The organism is Mesorhizobium sp. M0904 (assembly GCF_040319475.1).
GTDB lineage: Bacteria > Pseudomonadota > Alphaproteobacteria > Rhizobiales > Rhizobiaceae > Mesorhizobium.
This window is the reverse complement of the sequence record NZ_JAMYOC010000008.1, coordinates 186,832-207,466: the sequence shown is the minus strand read 5'-3', so window position 1 is coordinate 207,466 and position 20,635 is coordinate 186,832. Positions and strand designations below refer to the sequence as shown.

17 protein-coding genes are annotated in these 20,635 nt (G+C 62.6%); 8 read left to right on the top strand and 9 right to left on the bottom strand.

Annotation, left to right across the window (positions count from 1 at the left end):
* Positions 1–917, top strand: a 917-nt coding sequence (locus tag NKH80_RS11350; protein WP_352991598.1) for a lipid-A-disaccharide synthase, incomplete at its 5' end; no start/stop codon positions are given.
* A gap of 115 nt (positions 918–1,032) precedes the next feature.
* Here the strand turns inward: NKH80_RS11350 and gltA are convergent.
* Together gltA and gltX are read right to left on the bottom strand one after the other, a co-directional pair.
* Complete coding sequence (gene gltA / locus NKH80_RS11345) at positions 1,033–2,361, bottom strand: citrate synthase (RefSeq protein ID WP_254817305.1); 1,329 nt, start codon at positions 2,359–2,361, stop codon at positions 1,033–1,035.
* 179 nt (positions 2,362–2,540) lie between these two features.
* Positions 2,541–3,962: a glutamate--tRNA ligase gene (gltX, locus tag NKH80_RS11340; protein WP_352991596.1), complete on the bottom strand. Its 1,422-nt coding sequence runs from the start codon at positions 3,960–3,962 to the stop codon at positions 2,541–2,543.
* 411 nt (positions 3,963–4,373) lie between these two features.
* Between gltX and NKH80_RS11335 the strand changes: the two genes are divergently transcribed.
* The gene (locus NKH80_RS11335; RefSeq protein WP_352688326.1) at positions 4,374–5,135 is read left to right on the top strand and encodes an MltR family transcriptional regulator; all 762 of its coding nucleotides are present in this window, start codon (positions 4,374–4,376) and stop codon (positions 5,133–5,135) included.
* Between the two features lie 66 nt (positions 5,136–5,201).
* On the opposite strand, the gene NKH80_RS11330 is transcribed toward NKH80_RS11335, so the two are convergent.
* Positions 5,202–6,005: a hypothetical protein gene (locus NKH80_RS11330; RefSeq protein ID WP_352688328.1), complete on the bottom strand. Its 804-nt coding sequence runs from the start codon at positions 6,003–6,005 to the stop codon at positions 5,202–5,204.
* 530 nt (positions 6,006–6,535) lie between these two features.
* On the opposite strand from NKH80_RS11330, the gene NKH80_RS11325 reads away from it, so the two are divergent.
* Positions 6,536–8,998, top strand: a complete 2,463-nt coding sequence (locus NKH80_RS11325; protein ID WP_352991593.1) for a ComEC/Rec2 family competence protein — start codon at positions 6,536–6,538, stop codon at positions 8,996–8,998.
* Here the strand turns inward: NKH80_RS11325 and lexA are convergent.
* Complete coding sequence (lexA, locus tag NKH80_RS11320; RefSeq protein ID WP_023674949.1) at positions 8,992–9,726, bottom strand: transcriptional repressor LexA; 735 nt, start codon at positions 9,724–9,726, stop codon at positions 8,992–8,994. The genes NKH80_RS11325 and lexA overlap by 7 nt on opposite strands.
* Positions 9,727–10,182: 456 nt before the next feature.
* Here lexA and kynU point away from each other — a divergent pair, with 456 nt between their 5' ends.
* Together kynU and NKH80_RS11310 are read left to right on the top strand one after the other, a co-directional pair.
* Positions 10,183–11,430 carry a kynureninase gene (gene kynU, locus NKH80_RS11315; protein ID WP_352991591.1) on the top strand — a complete coding sequence of 416 codons (1,248 nt, stop codon included), beginning with the start codon at positions 10,183–10,185 and terminating at the stop codon, positions 11,428–11,430.
* Positions 11,431–11,526: 96 nt separating this feature from the next.
* Positions 11,527–12,357, top strand: a complete 831-nt coding sequence (locus tag NKH80_RS11310; protein ID WP_352991589.1) for a hormone-sensitive lipase — start codon at positions 11,527–11,529, stop codon at positions 12,355–12,357.
* Between the two features lie 7 nt (positions 12,358–12,364).
* Here NKH80_RS11310 and NKH80_RS11305 read toward each other — a convergent pair whose 3' ends face one another.
* Genes NKH80_RS11305 through NKH80_RS11285 form a run of 5 tightly spaced genes read right to left on the bottom strand, consistent with a single transcriptional unit; the run spans position 12,365 to position 17,788 of the window.
* Entirely contained in the window at positions 12,365–13,570 is a 1,206-nt protein-coding gene (locus tag NKH80_RS11305) for a molybdopterin molybdotransferase MoeA (protein WP_352991587.1), read from the bottom strand.
* Complete coding sequence (gene moaC, locus NKH80_RS11300) at positions 13,570–14,070, bottom strand: cyclic pyranopterin monophosphate synthase MoaC (protein ID WP_352876699.1); 501 nt, start codon at positions 14,068–14,070, stop codon at positions 13,570–13,572. Before moaC ends, NKH80_RS11305 begins: the two co-directional genes overlap by 1 nt.
* Position 14,071: 1 nt before the next feature.
* The gene (trpC, locus tag NKH80_RS11295; protein ID WP_352991584.1) at positions 14,072–14,884 is read right to left on the bottom strand and encodes an indole-3-glycerol phosphate synthase TrpC; all 813 of its coding nucleotides are present in this window, start codon (positions 14,882–14,884) and stop codon (positions 14,072–14,074) included.
* Positions 14,885–14,888: 4 nt separating this feature from the next.
* Positions 14,889–15,899, bottom strand: coding sequence for an anthranilate phosphoribosyltransferase (trpD, locus tag NKH80_RS11290; RefSeq protein WP_352507310.1), 1,011 nt, complete (start codon positions 15,897–15,899; stop codon positions 14,889–14,891).
* Complete coding sequence (locus tag NKH80_RS11285) at positions 15,896–17,788, bottom strand: peptidyl-prolyl cis-trans isomerase (protein ID WP_352991582.1); 1,893 nt, start codon at positions 17,786–17,788, stop codon at positions 15,896–15,898. Before NKH80_RS11285 ends, trpD begins: the two co-directional genes overlap by 4 nt.
* A gap of 141 nt (positions 17,789–17,929) precedes the next feature.
* On the opposite strand from NKH80_RS11285, the gene tpiA reads away from it, so the two are divergent.
* The 3 genes from tpiA to NKH80_RS11270 all read left to right on the top strand — a co-directional run bounded on the left by tpiA (position 17,930) and on the right by NKH80_RS11270 (position 20,627).
* Positions 17,930–18,697: a triose-phosphate isomerase gene (gene tpiA / locus NKH80_RS11280; RefSeq protein WP_352507308.1), complete on the top strand. Its 768-nt coding sequence runs from the start codon at positions 17,930–17,932 to the stop codon at positions 18,695–18,697.
* Between the two features lie 162 nt (positions 18,698–18,859).
* Positions 18,860–19,312 carry a preprotein translocase subunit SecG gene (gene secG / locus NKH80_RS11275; protein ID WP_254817294.1) on the top strand — a complete coding sequence of 151 codons (453 nt, stop codon included), beginning with the start codon at positions 18,860–18,862 and terminating at the stop codon, positions 19,310–19,312.
* A 199-nt stretch (positions 19,313–19,511) separates the two neighbouring features.
* Positions 19,512–20,627, top strand: coding sequence for a L,D-transpeptidase (locus tag NKH80_RS11270; RefSeq protein WP_352507307.1), 1,116 nt, complete (start codon positions 19,512–19,514; stop codon positions 20,625–20,627).
* Positions 20,628–20,635 lie beyond the last annotated feature (8 nt).

Sequence of the window (20,635 nt, the reverse complement as noted above, 5' to 3'; positions counted from 1 at the left end):
GTGAAAAGCCCGATTGCCTTATCACCATCGACAGTCCGGATTTCTCGCTGCGCGTCGCCAAAAAGGTGCGTGCCGCCGATCCGACTATCCCGATCGTCCACTATGTCTGCCCGAGCGTGTGGGCTTGGCGGCCGGGCAGGGCGGCGGCGATGAAACCGTATGTCGATCACATTCTTTGCATCCTGCCGTTCGAGGTGAAGGAACTCGCTCGCCTGGGCGGGCCGCCTGGCACCTATGTCGGGCATCGCCTTGCACACGATCCCGGCATAGTCAGTGCCGCCAGGGCGCAGGCGCAGCCGCGTGATCTGTCCGCCGATCACGTCAAAACGTTGCTCGTATTGCCCGGTTCGCGTCGCGGCGAGGTGCGACGCCTGGTCGGGCCGTTCGGCGAGACGGTGTCGATCCTGCGGGCGCGCGGGCACCGCTTGCGCCTGCTGTTGCCCACGGTCCCGCACGTCGCCGATCTGGTCAGGACCTCGGTTGCGAGCTGGGACGAGAAGCCGGAGATCATCCTTGATGCCGAACGCAAATGGCAGGCCTTCGGCAAGGCGGATGCGGCGCTGATCGCGTCGGGGACGGTGTCGCTGGAACTTGCACTGGCAGGTGTGCCGATGATCTCCTGCTACCGGCTCGATCCGGTCATGCGCATGGCGCAGCCGCTGATCAAAGTATGGAGCGCAGCCTTGCCCAATCTCATTGCCGACCGGCCGATTGTGCCGGAACACTACAATCAATATGTGCGGCCGCATTATCTGGCGCGGCAACTGGAAGCGCTGTTCTCCGATACCGCCTACCGCACCTGGCAGAAGCACGGTTTTGCCGACATTGCCGGGCGTATGGCAACCGCCAAGCCGTCAGGCGAGATTGCTGCGGGGGTGGTGACGGGGATGGTGAGGAAGTGGGTGAATAGTGAATAGTGAGTAGGAAATGGTGCTGGCGGTAACGGCCAAGCTGCTTCAGCTACTACTCGCTACTCGCTACTCGCTACTCGCTACTCGCTACTCGCTGCTCGCTACTCGCTACTCGCTACCTTCACCGCTTCGCGATCGGCACGTAATCCCGTTCCGGCGCGCCAGTATAGAGCTGGCGTGGGCGACCGATCTTCTGGTGCGGATCCTCGATCATCTCCTTCCACTGCGCGATCCAGCCGACGGTGCGGGCGACCGCGAACAGTACGGTGAACATGGTGGTGGGGAAGCCCAGCGCCTTAAGGGTGATGCCGGAATAAAAATCGACGTTGGGGTAGAGCTTCTTCTCGATGAAATAGGAATCGGTCAGTGCGATCTTCTCCAGCTCCATGGCGATGTCGAGCAGCGGATCGTCCTTGATGCCGAGCTCGCCCAGGACTTCGTGCGCGGTTTTCTGCATGATCTTGGCGCGCGGATCGTAGTTCTTGTAAACGCGGTGGCCAAATCCCATCAATCGGAACGGATCGTTCTTATCCTTGGCGCGCGCAATGAATTCCGGGATGTGATCGACATGACCGATCTCGCCCAGCATGTTCAGGGCTGCCTCGTTGGCGCCGCCATGTGCGGGACCCCACAGGCAGGCGATGCCGGCAGCGATACAGGCAAAAGGATTGGCGCCCGACGAGCCGGCCAGGCGGACGGTCGAAGTCGAGGCGTTCTGTTCGTGATCGGCGTGCAGGATGAAGATGCGCTCCATCGCGCGGGCCAGCACCGGATTGATCTTGTATTCCTCGCAAGGCACGGCGAAGCACATATGCAGGAAATTGGCTGCGAAATTCAGCTCGTTCTTCGGGTAAATGAATGGCTGGCCGATGTGGTATTTATAGGCCATCGCCGCGATCGTCGGCATCTTGGCGATCAGCCGCATTGACGCGACCATGCGTTGATAGGGGTCCGAGATATCGGTGGAATCGTGATAGAAGGCCGACAGCGCGCCGACCACGCCGCACATCACCGCCATCGGATGCGCATCACGGCGGAAGCCGGTGAAAAAGCGCGACATCTGCTCATGCACCATGGTGTGGCGCGTCACCCGGTAGTCGAAATCGTCCTTCTGCGCCTTGGTCGGGAGTTCACCATAGAGCAAGAGATAGCAGACTTCGAGGAAGTCGCCGTGCTCGGCCAATTGGTCGATCGGGTAGCCGCGGTGCAAAAGAATGCCGGCATCGCCATCGATGAAGGTGATTTCCGATTCGCAGCTCGCCGTCGACGTAAAACCGGGATCGTAGGTAAAGACGCCGGCGGTGTTGTAGAGCGAACCGATGTCGATGACGTCAGGTCCTACCGAACCACTTCGTATCTTGAATTCATGGGTTTTGCCGCCGAGTTCCAGCTTGGCCGTCGATGCCTGGGTTTTGCCGCCAAATTCCATTTTTGTCGCAGGTTCGGTCATAGCAAACTCCTTTTTGTTTCCTCAGGCCGGCAAAGGCAAAATATCTGAACCCAACACGTCAAAAGCATCGGAATACGCACATTTGCGCCCGCAATTGAATCTGCGCGGCAGATTAGGCCAAGACCCAATGTTGCACTGCGAAACACACCTTTCAATGCCAATCTTCTTGGGCCAGTTTGCTAATCGATTTGATCAGCGATCCGCGCCAGGCTTTCCTCGCGGCCAAGCACGGCAAGCACATCAAAGACACCTGGCGAGGTACTTTTGCCGGTGAGCGCGGCGCGCAAAGGTTGGGCCACGGCGCCGAGTTTATGGCTGGCGGCCTGCGCATAGTCGCGGATCGCGGCTTCGGCTGAGGCGGCAGACCACTCCGAAACCGTGGCTAGTGCCGCATGAGCGCCCCGCAGGATCGCGCGCGCCTCACCGCTGAGCAGCGCCGCCGCCTTCTCGTCGACCGGCAGCGGCCGCTCGACGAAAAGGAATGCAGCCCCTTCAACAAGTTCGACCAGCGTCTTGGCGCGCTCCTTCAGGCCCGGCAAAGCGGCAAGCAGTTGCGCCCTGCGTCTGTCGTCGAGGCGCGCGGCGATTGCCGGGCCGCCTTCAAGATAGGGCAGAGTGGCGATGAAGATGTCGAGCAGCGCCGCGTCGTTCATCCGGCGCATATGCACGCCGTTAAGCGCCTCGAGCTTGGCGAAGTCGAAACGGGCGGCGCCCTTGTTGACGTCGCCAATGTCGAACCATGCAATCATGTCGGCGATCGACATGATCTCATCGTCGCCGTGGCTCCAGCCAAGCCTCGCCAGATAGTTGAGCAGCGCCTCCGGCAGGTAGCCCATAGCGCGATAGGCTTCGACGCCAAGCGCACCGTGCCGCTTCGACAGCTTGGCGCCGTCGGCACCGTGGATCAGCGGGATATGCGACATCGACGGCACCTCCCAGCCCATGGCCTGATAGATTACGGTCTGGCGTGCCGCGTTGGTCAAATGATCGTCGCCGCGGATGATGTGGGTGATGCCCATGTCGTGATCGTCGACGACGACGGCATGCATGTAGGTGGGATTGCCATCCGAGCGCAGAATAATGAAATCGTCGAGATCCTTGTTGGGAAAGCGCACGTCGCCCTGGACGCGGTCATGCACCACCGTCTCGCCGTCTGTCGACGCCTTGATGCGGATCGCCCCCTTGGCGCCGGGCGGCGCCTCCGACGGGTCGCGGTCGCGCCAGCGTCCATCATAGCGGGGCGGAAGCCCCTTGGCTCGCGCTGCCTCGCGCATCGCCTCCAGCTCCGCCGGCGTCGCGTAGCAGTAATAGGCCTTGCCCACGCGCACCAGCTCCTCGGCCACCTCGCGATGGCGCGGCGCGCGCTCGAACTGCGAGACAGGCGCGCCGTCCCAGGTGAGTCCGAGCCAGGAAAGTCCGTCGAGAATGGCTGCCGTCGCCGCATCCGTCGACCGCTCACGGTCGGTATCCTCTATACGCAGCAGCATCGTGCCGCCCGTATGCTTGGCGTACAGCCAGTTGAACAGCGCCGTGCGCGCGCCGCCAATGTGCAGATAGCCGGTGGGCGAGGGGGCAAAACGGGTGACGACCTTATCGGGCATGGAACTCTCAGGCGGGCGAAGGAAGTGGGTTTGCGGACTTTCGCGCGTTGCGCGTTCATGTAGCATAGGAGGTCGAGGGCGCAAGGGGCAGACCCGATGGCTGTGCGAGGCCGTGGTGCGGGCGAGGGCGAGGACGCTGGCAGCGGCGTCAGCGAACGCTTGCTGTTTGCCGCATCGGTTCCCGTCCTGCCGTGTAGCGCGCAATCGTTTGGCACCTCCGGGCAACTTCACTTGGCAGCAGATCGGAGTTAGCTCATTATCGTCAAAGGCGGGAATTTTCGGTGTTTGAGCTCCGTTTTGGCGTACCGTCAGACCGCCGCCAGCTTCACCGCACGATAGCAGCCTCGCGCCGACTATGCGCGAGGCGGCGCGTGTCAGCGAAAGGCGGAAAACCAGGATTTCAAAGGCCAGATGAACGACAAAGCTGAAGAGAAAGCGAAAGAAGATGAGGTCTTTGGGGACCTCAATCGCCTTAATCAAATCATGGGCACGCTTGACGAGCGTGGATTGGTTCTCGCGCTCGCAGCTTTCGCAGAAGAAGCGCTCGGCGATCTTATAGCGGCATTTCTAATTGAGGGCGCGCCAGCATCGACACTCCTTGAAGGGTTCAACGCCCCTCTTGGAACGCTGTCAGCACGAATCAAAATGGCCTACTCTCTGGGATTGGTGACAAAGCCCCAGTACGACGATCTGGAGAGGCTTCGGCGGATTAGGAACGAATTTGCACACAGCTGGGAGCCAGTTTCGTTCTCTGACCAGAAGATCGCCGGGCACATCTCCGCGCTGCACTTCAATAGCCTGCATGAAGAATTTCCAGAGACGCCTCAAGAGAAAGTGCAGACGTCCTTGGGAGTGCTCTTGATGGAATTACGCTCGACGACCAACCAAATGAAAAAACACGGACGCCGTGCTTGTCTTATCGGACAGCACCTAATTTCTGGGGTGGTTGGCGACCTCGATATGCAATTGAACAAATGCCGAATGCGTTTGACGAACCTCGCGGAAGAATTGCAGTCCGCAACTGGGGATCGACGACGGTTCCTGTTGGCTATTCGGCATGGATGGCAAGGGAAACTTGAGATTGTGCGTCTCCAGGCCCCACCGGAACGAAAGCACGAGATTAGCAGCCTGCAAGCCGAATTAAAAACGTGGAATATCCCGCCCGAGGACTAAAGGCACCATCTAGCCGGCAAACCAACTGCGATTCAGTTAGCGTGCGCTGAATAGCTGCCAGAGTGTTTAGAGGCGATCATTTAACTTTAAGTTCTTGGGGTAATCCACGCACTGGGCGAGAAGGTAATCCGCAGCGGCCACAGCGGTAGCGAAGTTGGCTTCCTTGAGCTTGGCTTTCATGGTTGGCGATGAGCGGTCCATCATCTCCGCAATTTCATTGAGCGCATCTCCGAGTGGCTGAAAGTGTGGCTTAGAAAAATAAGCTACTTTGTCAGGAGATTTATTTTTGGCGCGGCGAAGTTGTGAGGCGATCACCCGGACATCTGTGGCCGCCCCGACGAAATTCAGGGGATCTGAAGATTGAACCCCTATTTGGATCATCTGCCTGTCCTCGTCGTCAGCTTCGCCAACCATTATCGTACGTCCACCCACTTTGCGATACCGGCGAATAAAGGCGGCTTGGTGCGTATCGATCAACCGATCTACCTCGGCGCCTTCCAGGAGTTGTGTCTGTTTGCCTATGAATGCGGCTTGGGCGCGGGCCTCTTCTGCCTGTTGTTTTAAAATGTCTCGATTGAGTTCGAACTCCCTCCTCGTCAGCCGCAGTTCCTGCCGTTGCAGAGCAAGCTCTTGTGACTGGACCATGGTGGCCACGAACAACCAAAGAAAGGCAAGTGGAGCGCAGATCCCTGCGACAAAATCGCCGAATGTGTTTAGCGCGAGGCTGGCCTTGTTGATTGGCAAAAGGCTATCCGGCCCGCTATTGCCTAGGATCGAGCCCAATGCCGTGAAATAAACTGCGGTTGCCGCAAACCCGAATACCACCCACCCAGATCGTGCCGATTTCTCGGTCTCTTCCTTTTCGGTCATCCGCTCCCTCTCTAATATCGACTGCCGCTTATAATCAAATCTCGCGCGGCTGTCCCCTTGCCGCCAGCCAGGCTGTAGAGCAGTTGAACCTCTTCGATGCTGTTGGCCCGGAAGGCCGCGCGGATCTCCGGCACGTCGTTGATTGACAGACAGTCTGGTCGCGATTGCCTCGAACTGGTCACCGCCGAAAAGCTCCTTGGCGTAGTCGCCGTCGCTGCCGAAATAGGGCGGGTCAAGCTAGAACAGGGTTTCGGCCGGTCGTAGCAGTCGATGAAGGCGGACCAGCCAAGCTGCTCGACTAAGACGCCAGCGAGCCGGTCATGGAGGTCAGCTAAGAGGGCTGTCGTCAGGTTGAAACCGGCCGATGAAGTCGGGCCGAGAGCCCGGCGGGCTACCCTGCCGAACGCGAGGCGCGGTGAAGATAAAGGAAGCGACCCAGGCGGGCGTAGGAAGCGAATGTTGTTGCGCGGACTTTCGCGCGTTGCGCGTTCATGTAGCATAGGAGGTCGAGGGCGCAAGGGGCAGACCCGATGGCTGTGCGAGGCCGTGGTGCGGGCGAGGGCGAGGACGTTGGCAGCGGCGTCAGCGAACGCTTGCTGTTTGCCGCTCCCCCGCCTGTCCTGCCGGCACCGGCATTGCTACCCGCTCCGCGCTTCGATGCTCCGTCGCTGCCGGCCAGCGACCCAGCAACGGTTCTCGTGCCCGCGGGCGAGCCCATCGTACGCCTGCCCAGGCGTTTCCGCCTCTCGTCACCGTCCCGTATCCGCAACAGCGTAACCTCGGCGGCCGGCCTGGAACTCGACCGTGGCATCGCCTTCCTGCTGGTGCCGGTGTTCCTCGCATGCGGGGTGGTCGTGTATTTCGCGATGGCGGTGGAGCCGGCCTTTCCACAGCCGATCGCACTCGTGCTCCTCGCGGCCCTTTGTGCCGTCGTCTCGCGCTCTTGGCCCAGAGCCCGCCTGTGCTTCATGGTGGCGTTGTTCTGCGTGCTTGGCGTGCTTGCCGCCAAGTTCGAGACCTGGCGTGTCGGGACGCATGTGCTCGGTTCTGAAATCTCGACGCGGCTGACGGGTCGCGTCGTATCGTACGAACCCATGGCTAGCGGCCGCATCCGGCTGACAATCGATGTGATCTCAACCGCCAGGCCGACGCTGCGCTACATGCCGGAACGGGTCCGCGTTTCGGCGATGAAGATACCGGATGAGCTGGCCGCCGGTTCCGAGATCACCGGCTATGTGCGGCTGCTGCCGCCGACCGGCCCGGTGCGGCCCGACAGCTATGATTTCTCCTTCGACAGCTATTTCGCCGGTATCGGCGGCAGCGGCTTTTTTCTCGGCAATCCGAAAGTCGTGTCGTCGAGCAGCATGCCGCTTGCCGCGCGGCTTTCTTCCGCGATCGAAGACGCGCGCGAATCCATCGCCGACCATATCCGCAGCCGCATCGGCGGCGCCGAGGGCGAGATTGCTGCTGCGCTGATCGTCGGCGTGCGCGCAGGCATTCCCGAGGAGATCAACGAAGCGATGCGGCGTACAGGCATTTATCACATCATCTCTATCTCGGGGCTGCATATGGCGTTGGTCGCCGGCACCATCATGGCGCTGCTACGCGGCGCCTTTGCGCTGTTTCCCGATTTCTCATCGCGACGGCCGGTCAAGAAATATGCCGCGGCCGCCGCGCTTTTTTCGATTGCGGCCTACCTCGTCTTTTCCGGCATTGTGGTAGCGGCCGAACGCAGCTTCATCATGCTGGCGGTGATGCTTATCGCCGTGCTGTTCGACCGGGCCGCGCTCACCATGCGCAACCTGGCGATCTCGGCCATCGCGGTCATTCTGGTGTCGCCACACGAGGTGGTCGGTCCGAGCTTCCAGATGTCCTTCGCCGCGACGGCGGCCCTTGTCGGCGCCTATGCCGGCTGGTCCGACTACCGCGCCGGCAGGGCCACCACGCCGCCGCCGCGGCGGTCGCCGCTACGCCTCGCCACGCGAAAGGTCCTGCTGGGCATGGGCGGCCTGGCGATGACCTCGATCATTGCAGGGAGCGCCACGGCGCTTTTCGCCCTATGGCATTTCCAGCGCGTGGCGCCGCTCAGCCTGTTCGCCAATCTGGCCATCATGCCCATCGTCTCACTGGTCGTCATGCCCTTCGCCGTGCTCAGCGCGCTGGCGATGCCGTTCGGCGCGGATGGGCCTTTCCTATACGTGATGGGCAAAGGGCTGACGGCGATGATCGCCCTGTCCGGGTGGATCTCCGAGCGCTCGCCAATCGATGCGGTGGGGCTGATTTCGCTGAGATCCGTCCTTTTGGTGACGATCGCCCTCGTCGTTGCCAGCATGGCGACGACCTGGTTGCGGCTCGCGGCAATTCCTTTTGCGCTCGCCGGCTTGCTAACGACAACCCAGACGCGCGTACCCGACGTATTGATCTCGGAGGACGCACGGCTGGTCGCGCTGCCGATCGGCAGCGGTGAGCTCGCGGTCAACCGGGCACGCCCGAATGAGTTCACCATCGACAACTGGAAACGCGCGCTCACATCAGAGGCTATCGTCGCGCCGGAAACACCTGGAAAGAACGATCCGCAATTCGACATTGCCGATCCGGCCGACCTACCGCCGGGCATGCCGTTCATTTGCACGGACGGTCTCTGCCTCGCCAGGCATCCATCCGGCGCGATCATTGCGCAAGCCAAGGACCGCGATACCGCACGGCCAGCCTGCGCCTTCGCCAGCTTGATCGTCATCGACGACGCCACCGCCCATAATCCCTGCTACTACGACCGGCTGGTCCTCGTCGTCACCAAACGGCAACTGGCGCGCGCGGGAAGTGCGGCCGTCTATTTCGATCCACAAGCGGCAACACGCGCCGAAATCCGCTTCGCCGTCGAAAAATCATACCGGCCCTGGCACGTGCAGCGGAAATTTTCACGCGCGGCGCGCGGCCTGCCGCCATACCGGGCCGACAATCCAAAAGCCGGCACCAAGGGCGCAACTCAGTAGCGGCGGATCAGCCCAACGAGCTTGCCCTGCACCTTGACCCTGTCTGGTCCAAAGATGCGCGTCTCGTAGGCCGGATTGGCGGCCTCCAGGGCGATCGAGGCGCCCTTGCGGCGGAACCGCTTCAGCGTCGCTTCCTCCTCGTCGACCAGGGCCACCACGATCTCACCGGGGCTCGCCGTATCGGCGTTGCGGATGATCACCGTGTCGCCGTCGAAAATGCCAGCCTCGATCATCGAATCGCCTTTGACCTCGAGCGCATAATGCTCGCCGCCCATGATCATATCCGGCGGCACCGAAATCGAATGCGTCTGGTGCTGGATAGCATCGATCGGCACACCAGCGGCGATGCGGCCCATTACCGGGATCGAAACGGCGGCGACGACATCGTCGTCATTGCCGGCTGCAGGGACGCGCGACGATGTCGGCTTTCCCTGCCGAGGGGCACCTTGCCCAAGACTGCCCTGGATGACACTCGGCGAGAACTTGCGTGCCGCATTGAGGCCGGGGGCGATCGAGTCAGGCAGGCGTAGCACCTCCAGTGCACGGGCCCGGTTGGGCAAACGGCGAATGAAGCCGCGCTCCTCCAGCGCCGTAATCAGTCGGTGGATTCCGGATTTGGAAGCCAGGTCGAGCGCTTCCTTCATCTCGTCGAAGGAAGGTGGGATACCGCTTTCCTTCAACCTTTCGTGGATGAACATAAGCAGTTCGTGTTGTTTGCGTGTCAGCATAGCGACCCCCAACAGAATCAGAAAACAAACCCAGAACAGACACTATCTGTTCCAGTTGTGTTCCGCAACTGTTTAAAGTTTAATGAATGCGTTAAGGCTCGGGAAACAAACGACGTCCCCTACCGGCGTACCGTATTTTCGCCGCCGCGAGCCTCATCGCCTTGATTCTGCTTTCGTTTGCGCCGTTCTCGCCTCCTAGAAGGCGGCACTGGCATCGGCCGTCGGTCGGCAAAGGGCACGGAAGTGAACCCCTATCGACTGTGCGGTTTGGTCAATGCGCCGTGAACGAAACGAACTCAAAACGCCAACCTCGGGCTAACTCCAGGTTTCCACCGCCTGGTCAGGCTGCTTCTCGCCGGTGGAGCCTTGCTACGCGCAACCAGGTAATGGAAGAACAGAAGAACAGTTGATGCGTGTCCGGCGTTGCGTTGGATTTTTTGGGGGAGCAGGCAAATCATGACGGGAATTCCCGATCTCGTGGCCGTAAAGGCGATGGATGCCGCGGATCCGCTGGGCGCGATGCGCGACCGCTTTGTCTTGCCGCAAGGAGTGATCTATCTCGACGGCAATTCGCTAGGAGCTGCTTCACGGCCCGCTTTCGATGAATTGTACAAGGCCGCGACCGAAGAATGGTCGCATGATCTCATCCGCGCATGGAACACGGCCGGCTGGTTCAACATGCCGCTTGAACTTGGCGACCAGCTCGGGCGCCTGATCGGTGCCGCGGTCGGCCAGACGGTGGTCTGCGATACGACGTCGGTCAACATCTACAAGCTGCTGCACGCCGCCATGGCCATGCGACCGGAGCGGCAGGTCATCGTCGCCGAGGGCGATAGTTTTCCGACAGAACTCTACATGGCTGAGGGTGTGGTTTCGACGCGAAAAGATGCGCTGCTGCGCCTCTCGGCGGTCGACGCGCCGACCATCGAGGAGCTGATCGACGATCGCACCGCCGTGGTGCTGGTCAACCACGTCAACTACAAATCGGGCGAACTGCGCGACATGCCGGCGCTGACGCGCAGGGCCCAGGAAGCCGGGGCGATGATCGTCTGGGATCTCTGCCACACCGCCGGCGCGATGCCAGTCGAGCTCGACAAAGCCAACGCCGATTTTGCCGTTGGCTGCACCTACAAATATCTGAATGGCGGACCGGGCGCGCCTGCCTTCATCTATGCGGCTGAGCGGCATCTTGCCGACATCCAGCAGCCGCTCACCGGCTGGTGGGGCCATGCACGGCCCTTCGCCTTCGAGCCAGGCTATGCGGCCGGCACCGGCATCCGCCGGTTTCTGTGCGGCACCCAGCCGATCCTTTCGATGCGCACGCTGAAGGGCGCGCTCGACATCTGGGACGATGTCGACATGACTGCGGTGCGCAAGAAGAGCATCGCACTGGCCGATCTGTTCATCGAGCTTGTCGAGGCAAAGTGCGGCACTTACGACCTCACGCTCGAAAGCACGCGCGATGGAGAAAAACGCGGCAGCCAGATTTCATTCATGCATGAGCATGGCTATCAGATCATGCGCGCGCTGATCGAACGTGGCGTGATCGGCGATTTTCGCGCGCCATCGACCATGCGCTTCGGCTTCACCCCGCTCTATGTCGGCTATGCCGATGTTTGGCAGGCCGTCGAAGTGCTTGAGGAGATCCTGCGCACCGGTGCGTGGAAGGATGCGCGCTTCGCCATCAAGGCGGCTGTCACTTGAGATTGATGCGAGAGCTGGAATCGTGAGGCTGGCGACGACGCGCCGCGCGATGCTCGCGGCCAGGTTGCAAGGCCATATTGCCAGGGAGGGCGCAGGGTGTTCGAACGTCACATTGCCGATTGGGACAACGCCTATGCCAACGGCGCCAACATAGCCGGCAGCGATCGCTGGCCGGCGGCCTGGGTCGAGCCCGCGCAGGTTTTCCGCGACGCGCTTTCGACCGAGGGCAGGGCGCGGCTCGACCTGGCCTATGGCGACAACCCACGCAACCGGCTCGATCTTTTCCTGCCGGCCACCAAGCCGAAGGGGGTCGTGGTGTTCGTCCATGGCGGCTACTGGATGGCATTCGACAAGAGTTTCTGGTCACATCTTGCCGCGGGGGCTGTTGATCGCGGCTATGCAGTTGCCATGCCGTCCTACACGCTCTGTCCGCAGATACGCATTGGCAGCATCGTCAAAGAAGTCGGCGCGGCGATAGGCAAGGCGGCGGCGATGGTCGCAGGGCCGCTGATGCTGACCGGGCACTCGGCCGGCGGCCATCTTGTTAGCCGGATGGTTACCAGGACGACGCCGCTGGCGCCCGAAGTGGTCCGGCGCGTTCGTCACGTGGTGTCGATCTCGGGGGTGCATGATTTGCGCCCGATCATGCGCACCGGCATGAACGAGACGCTGGCGATCGATAAGGCCGAGGCGCAGGCCGAAAGTCCGGTGCTGCTGCGCCCGATGGACAAGGCCCGCCTGACCTGTTGGGCCGGCGGCGGCGAGCGAGCCGAATTCCTGCGCCAGAGCGCGTTGCTGGCCAACATCTGGATCGGCCTGGGTGCCGCGACCAGCTCCGTGGTCGAGCCTGACCGGCATCATTTCAACATCATCGACGGTTTGGCCGATCCAGACCATCCGCTGACCCGGACCTTGATCTCGGAGTGAGGCAGGTTCAGCGTAGCATCAGCACGTCGCAGGGGGAGCCCGCCGCCGCAGCAGGCGCGAACGGCGCGCGGACGATCAGCCCGTTGGCATCGGCCAGCATTTTCAGCATCGAGGAGTCCTGGATGCCGAACGGCGTCGCCACGAGCGCACCGGCATCGTCTGTGACAACAGCCCGCACATAATCTTGCCTGAGATCGTTGGCCGGCATGGCAGCACCGAGCCCTGCCCGACGGATATCCTGCTGAAAGGCGCGGCCGCCGAGCCGGGCCAGCAGCGGCTTCAGGAAGAGCTGAGCACACACCAGACTCGCCACGGGATTGCCGGGCAGGCCGATGCAGCGAATGTCGCCCAGCCGCCCGAACATCAGCGGCTTGCCCGGTCGCATGGCGATCTTCCAGAAATCGAGCGTCATGCCTTGCCCGGTCAGCACGTCATGGACGAAGTCGTGGTCGCCGACCGAGGCACCGCCCAGCGTGACGATGACGTTCGCGCCAGCCTTCACGGCCTTTTCAACCAATGCCGCGATCGCCTCCCTGCGGTCCGGCGCGATACCGAGGTCGAGCGCCAGCGCACCGACCGACTGTGCGGCGGCAGCGACACCATAGGCGTTGGAGGAGATGATCTGGTCAGGGCCAAGCTCGCTGCCCGGCGGCAGCAATTCGTCGCCGGTGGCGATGATGGCGACCAGCGGCCGTTTGACCACGCCGACCTCGGGGTGGTTGGCCGATGCCGCCAGCGACAAGGCGGCCGAATCGAGCAGGCGGCCTTTGGGCAGCAGGACATCGCCCTTGGCGAAATCGAGCCCAAGGCGGCGGATGTTGCGTCCCTGCACCGTCGGCTCTGTCACTTCGACCTTGCCGCCGCCGAGGTCGCGGACGTTCTCCTGGATAACGATAGTGTCGGTGCCTGCGGGAAGCGGCGCGCCGGTAAAGATGCGCACGGCCTGCCGCTGCTGCACCGTTCCGGCAAAGCCGCGTCCGGCCGGCGCCATGCCGATCACCGAAAGGCTTGCCGGTAGGGACGCGATGTCGGCCGCCCGCACGGCATAGCCGTCCATGGCGGAGGCGTTGAACGGCGGCTGGGTGCGGAGCGCCACAACCGGCTCCGCCAGCACGCGGTCGGCGGCATCCAGCAGCGCGACACGTTCGCCCGGCAGCGCAACTGCTCCGTCCAGCAGGCGCTCGAGCGCCTCGGCAACTGGGACCAGCGCCATTAGCGGCCTGCCTCGGTGGCCCCGGTGATCTTGTAGTCGCCGGATTTGCCGCCGGTCTTTTCAACCAGCCTGATGCCGGAGATGACCATTGCGCGGTCGACCGCCTTAGCCATGTCGTAGATGGTCAGGCAAGCGACCGAGACGGCGCTCAGGGCCTCCATCTCAACGCCGGTTTTGCCGGTGACGCGGGTCAATGCTGTGACCTTCAGGCCGGGCAAAGCTGCGTCCGGCTCGATGTCGACAGATATCCTGGTCAGCAGCAGCGGATGGCAGAGCGGGATCAGTTCATGCGTCTTCTTGGCCGCCATGATGCCGGCAATGCGCGCGGTGCCCAGCACGTCGCCCTTCTTGGCGTCGCCGGCGAGGATCATGTCCAGCGTCTCGGGCCGCATCGCGACAAAACCTTCCGCGACTGCCGTGCGCACCGTCTCAGCCTTGTCGCCGACATCGACCATGTTGGCTTCGCCCTGCGCGCCAAGATGGGTGAGGGCGGCCGCCATCTCAGATCGCCTCTGCCGGCGCCTTGCCCGTCAACAGCAGGCGCGTTGCCGCGGCCACGTCCTGTTGACGCATCAGGCTCTCGCCGACCAGGAAAGTAGCGATGCCGCTCCGCTCCAGCCGGCGGCAATCGTCATGCGAAAAGATCCCGCTCTCACTGACTAGAAGGCGGCCGCCCGGTACCATCGCTACCAGCCGTTCCGAGGTCTCGAGGCTGGTTTCGAAGGTCCGGAGATTGCGGTTGTTGATGCCGATCAGCCGCGACGACAGCCGCAGCGCACGTTCCATTTCCGCCTCGTCATGCACTTCGACCAGCGCGTCCATGCCGAGCCCGAAAGCTGTCGCTTCGAGTTCTCTTGCCAACGCGTCGTCGACGCTGGCCATAATGATCAGGATGGCATCGGCGCCCCATGCCCTGGCCTCGTAGACCTGATAGGGGTCGAACAGGAAATCCTTGCGTAAGGTAGGCAACTCGACGGCAGCGCGCGCAGCGGTGAGGAATTCGGGCGCGCCTTGGAAAGAGGGTGTGTCGGTCAGCACCGAAAGGCAGGCGGCACCGCCTTTCGCATAGGCCCTGGCCAGCGCCGGCGGATCGAAATCGGCGCGGATCAGGCCTTTGGATGGGCTAGCCTTCTTGATTTCGGCAATCAGCGCGAACCCGCCGGATTTGCGCCTAGTCTCAAGGGCGGAAAGAAAGCCGCGCGGCGCGTCGGCATCCGTCGCCCGTGCCTTGATCTCGGCCAATGGCACGCGTGCCTTGGCCGCCGCGATCTCGTCGCGCTTGTAAGCCTCGATCTTGCGCAGGATGTCGGACATGGTTTTAACCGTTCGAAATCTCGACCAGCCTGTCGAGCACTTTCAGCGCGCGGCCGCTGTCGATGGCCTGCGCCGCCGTTACCATGCCGTCGGCAAGCGTCGTCGCCTTGCCGGCCACCACCAGCCCGGCGCCGGCATTCATCAGCACCGTATCGCGAAAGGCGCCAGCGGCGCCGCCCAGCATGTCGCGCAGTGCCTGGGCGTTGTGGGCGGCGTCGCCGCCGCGCAACTCGTCCTTGGTGTGACGCGTCAGCCCGACTGCTTCCGGGGTCAGCACAAAGCTGCGTATCTCGCCGCCGGCCAATTCGGCGACCTGCGTTTCGCCGGTGGTGGTGATCTCGTCATAGCCGTCGCCATGGACGACCCAGGCGTGGTCGGCGCCAAGCTCCTTCAACGTTTCTGCCACCGGCATGATCCATTCGGGCAGGAACACGCCGACCATTTGCCGTCTGACACTGGCCGGATTGGAAAGCGGGCCCAGCAGGTTGAAGATGGTCCGGGTGCCGAGCTCGACCCGGGTCGGGCCGACATGCTTCATCGCCGGGTGATGCGCCGGCGCGAACATGAAGCCAACGCCGGCCTCGTGAATGCAGCGGCCGATCGTCTCCGGAGGGATGTCGATTTTGACGCCCAATGCGATCAGCACATCGGCGGCGCCGGTCAGCGAGGACAGTCCGCGATTGCCGTGCTTGGCGACGGGCACGCCGCTGCCGGCGATGACGAAGGCGGATGCGGTCGAAATGTTGACGCTGTGCGAATTGTCGCCGCCGGTGCCGACAATGTCGATGGCGCCCTCGGGGGCTTCGACGCGCAGCATCTTGGCGCGCATGGTGGCGACGGCGCCGGCGATCTCGCTGACGGTCTCGCCGCGCACGCGCAATGCCATCAGGAAGCCGCCTATCTGGCCCGGAGTAGCATCGCCCGACATGATAATGTCGAAGGCCTCGCGCGCCTCCTCGAAAGAAAGAGCGCTGCCGGCGGCGACCTTGGCGATGTGGATCTTCAGTGCGCTCATCTGGCCAGGGCTTGGGTTACGGCCGTCTGATCGATGCGGACGTCATATTGCGTCTGCAACTGCGCTACCAACTGGTCGAGCAGGTCGTCGGACATGCCGGATGTGAAGGATTTCTGTGCGTCCTGGGGTACTGAGCTGGCGTCGGCCCCGGCGGGCTCGAATACCTCGGCAACCTTGAACAAGATCTGTCCGTCGCCCGTGGGCGAGGGGATCAGCCCGGTGCCGCCTTCGCCGACGCCGAACATCGCGGCGGCCCCTTCCTTGCCGAAATCGACGTCGTCAGCATCGCGCTTGACGCCGCGCTTGGTCTGTTTTTCGAGCTTGAGCTCACCGGCGATCACCTCGAGCGTCGCGCCGGCCTTGAGACGCTTCTCGAGCTCTTGCGCTTTTGCGGTGAGCCGTTTGGTGGTCTCCGCCGCGGTCCAGTCGGCCACGACCTTCTGGCGGACTTCGTCCAATGTGCGGTCACGGGCCGGCGTGATCGCGCTCACGTCGTAGAAGACGAAGCCGTTATCGGCGGTGGTGAGACCTTCATTGTCGGTTCCGGGTTCGGATTCGAACACCGCCTTGATGAGCGCCGGCGATTCCGGCAGGTCTTTGACGATGCTTCCATCCGGCCGTTGGCCGGTGCGGTCGATGGCGTCGATGGTGACGACCTTCAGCTTCAATTTGGCGGCTGCCTCGGCGAGCGAACTGCCCGAGGCGCGCGTATCCTCGTAATTGTCGTGCACGTCCAGCAAGATGCGGCTTGCCTCGCCCAGTGCCAGGTCCTTGCGTATCTGCTCGGATACTTCGGCCAGCGGCTTCACCACTTCCGGCTTGATCTCGGTGACGCGCAGCAGAACGGGACCAAATGCGCCTTGTACGACCGGGCTGACCTCATTGACGTTGAGCCTGAAGACGGCGTCGGCGACCGCCTTGTCGGCGATCTTGTCCTTGGCCAGCGTGCCGAGCAGCGTGTCGGCCGGGGTCTTGCCCTCGGCGGCGACGATCTTGTCGAAAGTCGCGCCGGTCCTGAGCGAATCGAGCGCCGCCTTTGCGGCATCAGGCGTCTTGAATACAAGCTGCTCGATGGTGCGCATCTCCGGCGTGGTGTAGCGCGCCTTGTTCTTGTTGTAGTCGTCGCTGACCTGTTGGTCGGTCACCGCGCTCAAATCCATGATGTCTTCCGGCTCGAGCCTGACATAGGAGAACTTGCGGTATTCGGGCGCGGCGTAGGTTTTCTTGTTGTCCTCGAAATAGGCCGAAAGCACGCTGTCGGACGGCGCTTCTATCGGCTCGACAAGCGATTTCGGCAAGGTCAGGTAGTCGATGGTGCGATCTTCGCCGCGATAGAGCGCGACCGCCTTGAAGAATGTATCAGGGGCCTTGAGGCCGTCCGAAACCGCCTCGACGATCTGCTGGCGGACCGCGACCTGGGCGCGGTTCTTCAAATAGTCTTCCGGCCGCATGCCGATCTGCCGAAGCAGGTACTCGAACGTTCTCCTGTCGAAGGTTCCGGCAGGCCCTTTGAACGCCGGGTCTTCACGCGTCAGTTCGGCGAGCCGGTCCTTGGACAGGCCGAGGCCGAGCTTGCGGGCCTGCTCGTCGAGGACGGCACCCGATACGAGTTGCGCCAGCACCTGGTTGTCGATGCCGAGCGCCGTCGCCTGCTCACGGCTGATGCGCTGGCCGAATTGCTGCGACATGACGCTGAGCTGGCGATCATAGGCGAGGCGGTATTCGTTGATAGAGACCTTGGTGACTCCGGCCGTGATCACGGCGTCATGGCCGGCAAGACCGCCCATCAGCCGTCCCGAGATACCCCAGACGGCGAAGCTCAACACCAACAATGACAGCAGCAGTTTCGCGACCCAGGTCCCTGCCGCACTTCTCAACATACCAAGCATGAGTACTTCCGATTTTTGCGCATTTCGCATGCGCCGAGTCTGAAACAAGCGCAATAGCGCCCTTCCTGCTCACTGTCGATTGCTTTGTGGCCTGATTTTGATAGTGAGGGCCAGCTGGAAATTGCCCGGAGAAACAATCCCATGACGCCTGGAATCCGCCCGCTCGTCGCCGGCAACTGGAAAATGAACGGTACCAGCGCCTCGCTCAACGAGCTCAGGATGATCGGCAACGGCTTCATGAGCGGGCTCGACGCCGAGACCGAAGCGGTGCTCTGCGTGCCGGCGACCTTACTTGCGCACGCCGCCGAGATTCTGTCGCGCACACCGGTGCGGGCCGGCGGAGAGGATTGCCACACCGAGGAAAGCGGCGCCTATACCGGCTGCATTTCGGCCGAGATGCTGAAGGATGCAGGAGCCAGCCATGTCATTGTCGGCCATTCCGAATGCCGCGCCGATCGCAAGGAGGACGATGCCTTAGTGCAGGCCAAGGCCTCCGCCGCATGGCGTGCCGGGCTGGTGGCCATCATCTGCATTGGTGAGACAAGAGCCGAACGCGAAGCAGGAGCCACGCTCGACGTGCTGTCGCGCCAGGTCGCTGGCTCGGTCCCGCCAAACGCCACGGCTTCCAACACCGTCATTGCCTATGAGCCGGTATGGGCGATCGGCACCGGCTTGACCCCGACCGCCGCCGACGTCGCCGAGGCACATGCGCATATCCGCGAAGAACTGGCCCGGAAGCTCGGCAATACGGCGGCCAAGATGCGCATTCTCTACGGCGGCTCGGTCAAGCCGTCCAACGCCGTCGAGTTGCTAGGCGTCAGGAATGTCGATGGCGCGCTGGTCGGCGGCGCCAGCCTAAAGGCGGCGGACTTCCTCGGCATCGCGGAAGCCTATCGAAACATCGCTTGATACAAGGCTGCTTGCTGCATTTGAGCGGACGGCCGGCGCCGAAATCGTTGCAAAGGACGCATTGCTTCCCATATTCCGGCCACGGGCTTGGAAATGCCGTCAAAGCATTGTATTGAGCCGCCTCCAAATCAGCGGCCGCACCAGGCCTTGCCAGGATAAATTATGGAAACCGTACTGATCGTCGTCCACCTCATGGTCGTGCTCGCGCTTGTCGGCGTGGTGCTGCTGCAGCGCTCCGAAGGCGGCGGCCTCGGCATCGGCGGCGGATCGGGCTTCATGACCGCGCGTGGCGCCGCCAATGCGCTGACGCGGGCGACGGCGATCCTGGCCGCAGCTTTCTTCGTCACTTCGCTGACACTGTCGATCGTAGCGCGCTATGGCGAAAAGCCGATCGACATTCTCGATCGCGTGCCGGCGACCTCGGACGGGGCAGGCAAGGGCGTACTCAACCAATTGCCCGGAACCACGACGCCGACGCCGCCTTCGGGCACCACGGCGCCGACCCCGCCGTCCGGCAATGGCGCGGCAACGACGCCGCCGGCAACCGCTCCGGCGACGCCGCCAGCGACAAACGGCGCCACCGCGCCGGCCACGCCGCAGGTCCCCAACCAGTAATCGGGCATCTTATGCCGCGATCTGTTGTCGTTTGAACACAGTCGCGGCAAATGCCGCACGATCACGAAGATTCGACCGCACCGCGCGCTTGAGGCGCTTCCGGCTAATCGATTATAGGTTGCACGCGGCATTCTCGGCGTCCTTGGGGGGCGCCGGGCGATGCCGTGGGCAACAAGCATTGAACGATCGGATCTTCCCCATGCAGCTTCGCAGCTTCATTTTTGCCGGCCTTTGTGCCGTGCTCAGCCTAGGTGCGCCCGCTTACGCGGCCATGCCGACGGCAAACTCGGCCCATAAAGCCGCAGCAACAACCGACGTCGTCAACGTCGCTGCCAAAAGCGATGCGGCGCAATTGAAGCTTCTCAAGAAGAAGAAAGATCCGACGCCGGACGACCTTGCGCAGATCCGCAAGATCGAAGCCAAGATCGCAGCCGACAAGGAAGCCGCTCGCGCCAAAGCACTCGAAGCCAGGAAGCTGGCGATGCGGGAGGCGGCGAAAGCCAAAGCCGATGCGGAACGGCAGGCATTCCTTGCCAAGAAGAGCCAGCCGCTCGCGGCGGCGAAGGTGGCTGACGCTACGCCAGCCAAGAAGAAGAAGACCCTCAACATCATCGAACCGATTGCGCCGATCCAGTCGGCCGAGCCGATCCCGGCCGAGGCCATGAACGTTGCCCTGACCGGCAACAATGGCGAGTTGCGCAGCGAACCGGTGGGGCAGAAGCCGCAGAGCGTCGGGCTGTTCGCGGGACTGTTCGGCGGCACAACTTCGTCGTCAATGTCGCTGCTTCCGGAAACACGCGCGCTCGACGCCGCACTCGAAAGGAAGCAGGCCAAGCGGCAGTTCAAGGTCAAGCCGGAATTCGTGCCGCAGGAGGTCGAATTCACTGGCTACAACCCGGGCACCATCGTCATCGATACCAGCGCTCGCCGTCTCTACCTCGTCGAATCATCGTCAACCGCCCGCCGTTATGCCATCGCGGTCGGCCGGGAAGGCCTGCAGTTCAAGGGTACGGTTGCCGTCGGCGACAAGCAGGAATGGCCGCGCTGGATTCCGACGCTGGATATGCAAAAGCGCGAACCCAAGCACTATGGCCAATACAAGGACGGTATGCCCGGCGGCGGCGACAATCCGCTCGGTGCGCGCGCCATCTATCTTTACGACGGCAAGAAGGATACCCACCTGCGCATTCACGGCACCATCGCGCCGCAGTCGATCGGAACCAGCGCCTCCAATGGCTGCTTCCGCATGATCAACGAGCACGTCATGGACCTTTACCGCCGGGTGAAAGTAGGCACCAAAGTCGTCATCATCTGACGCTTTGA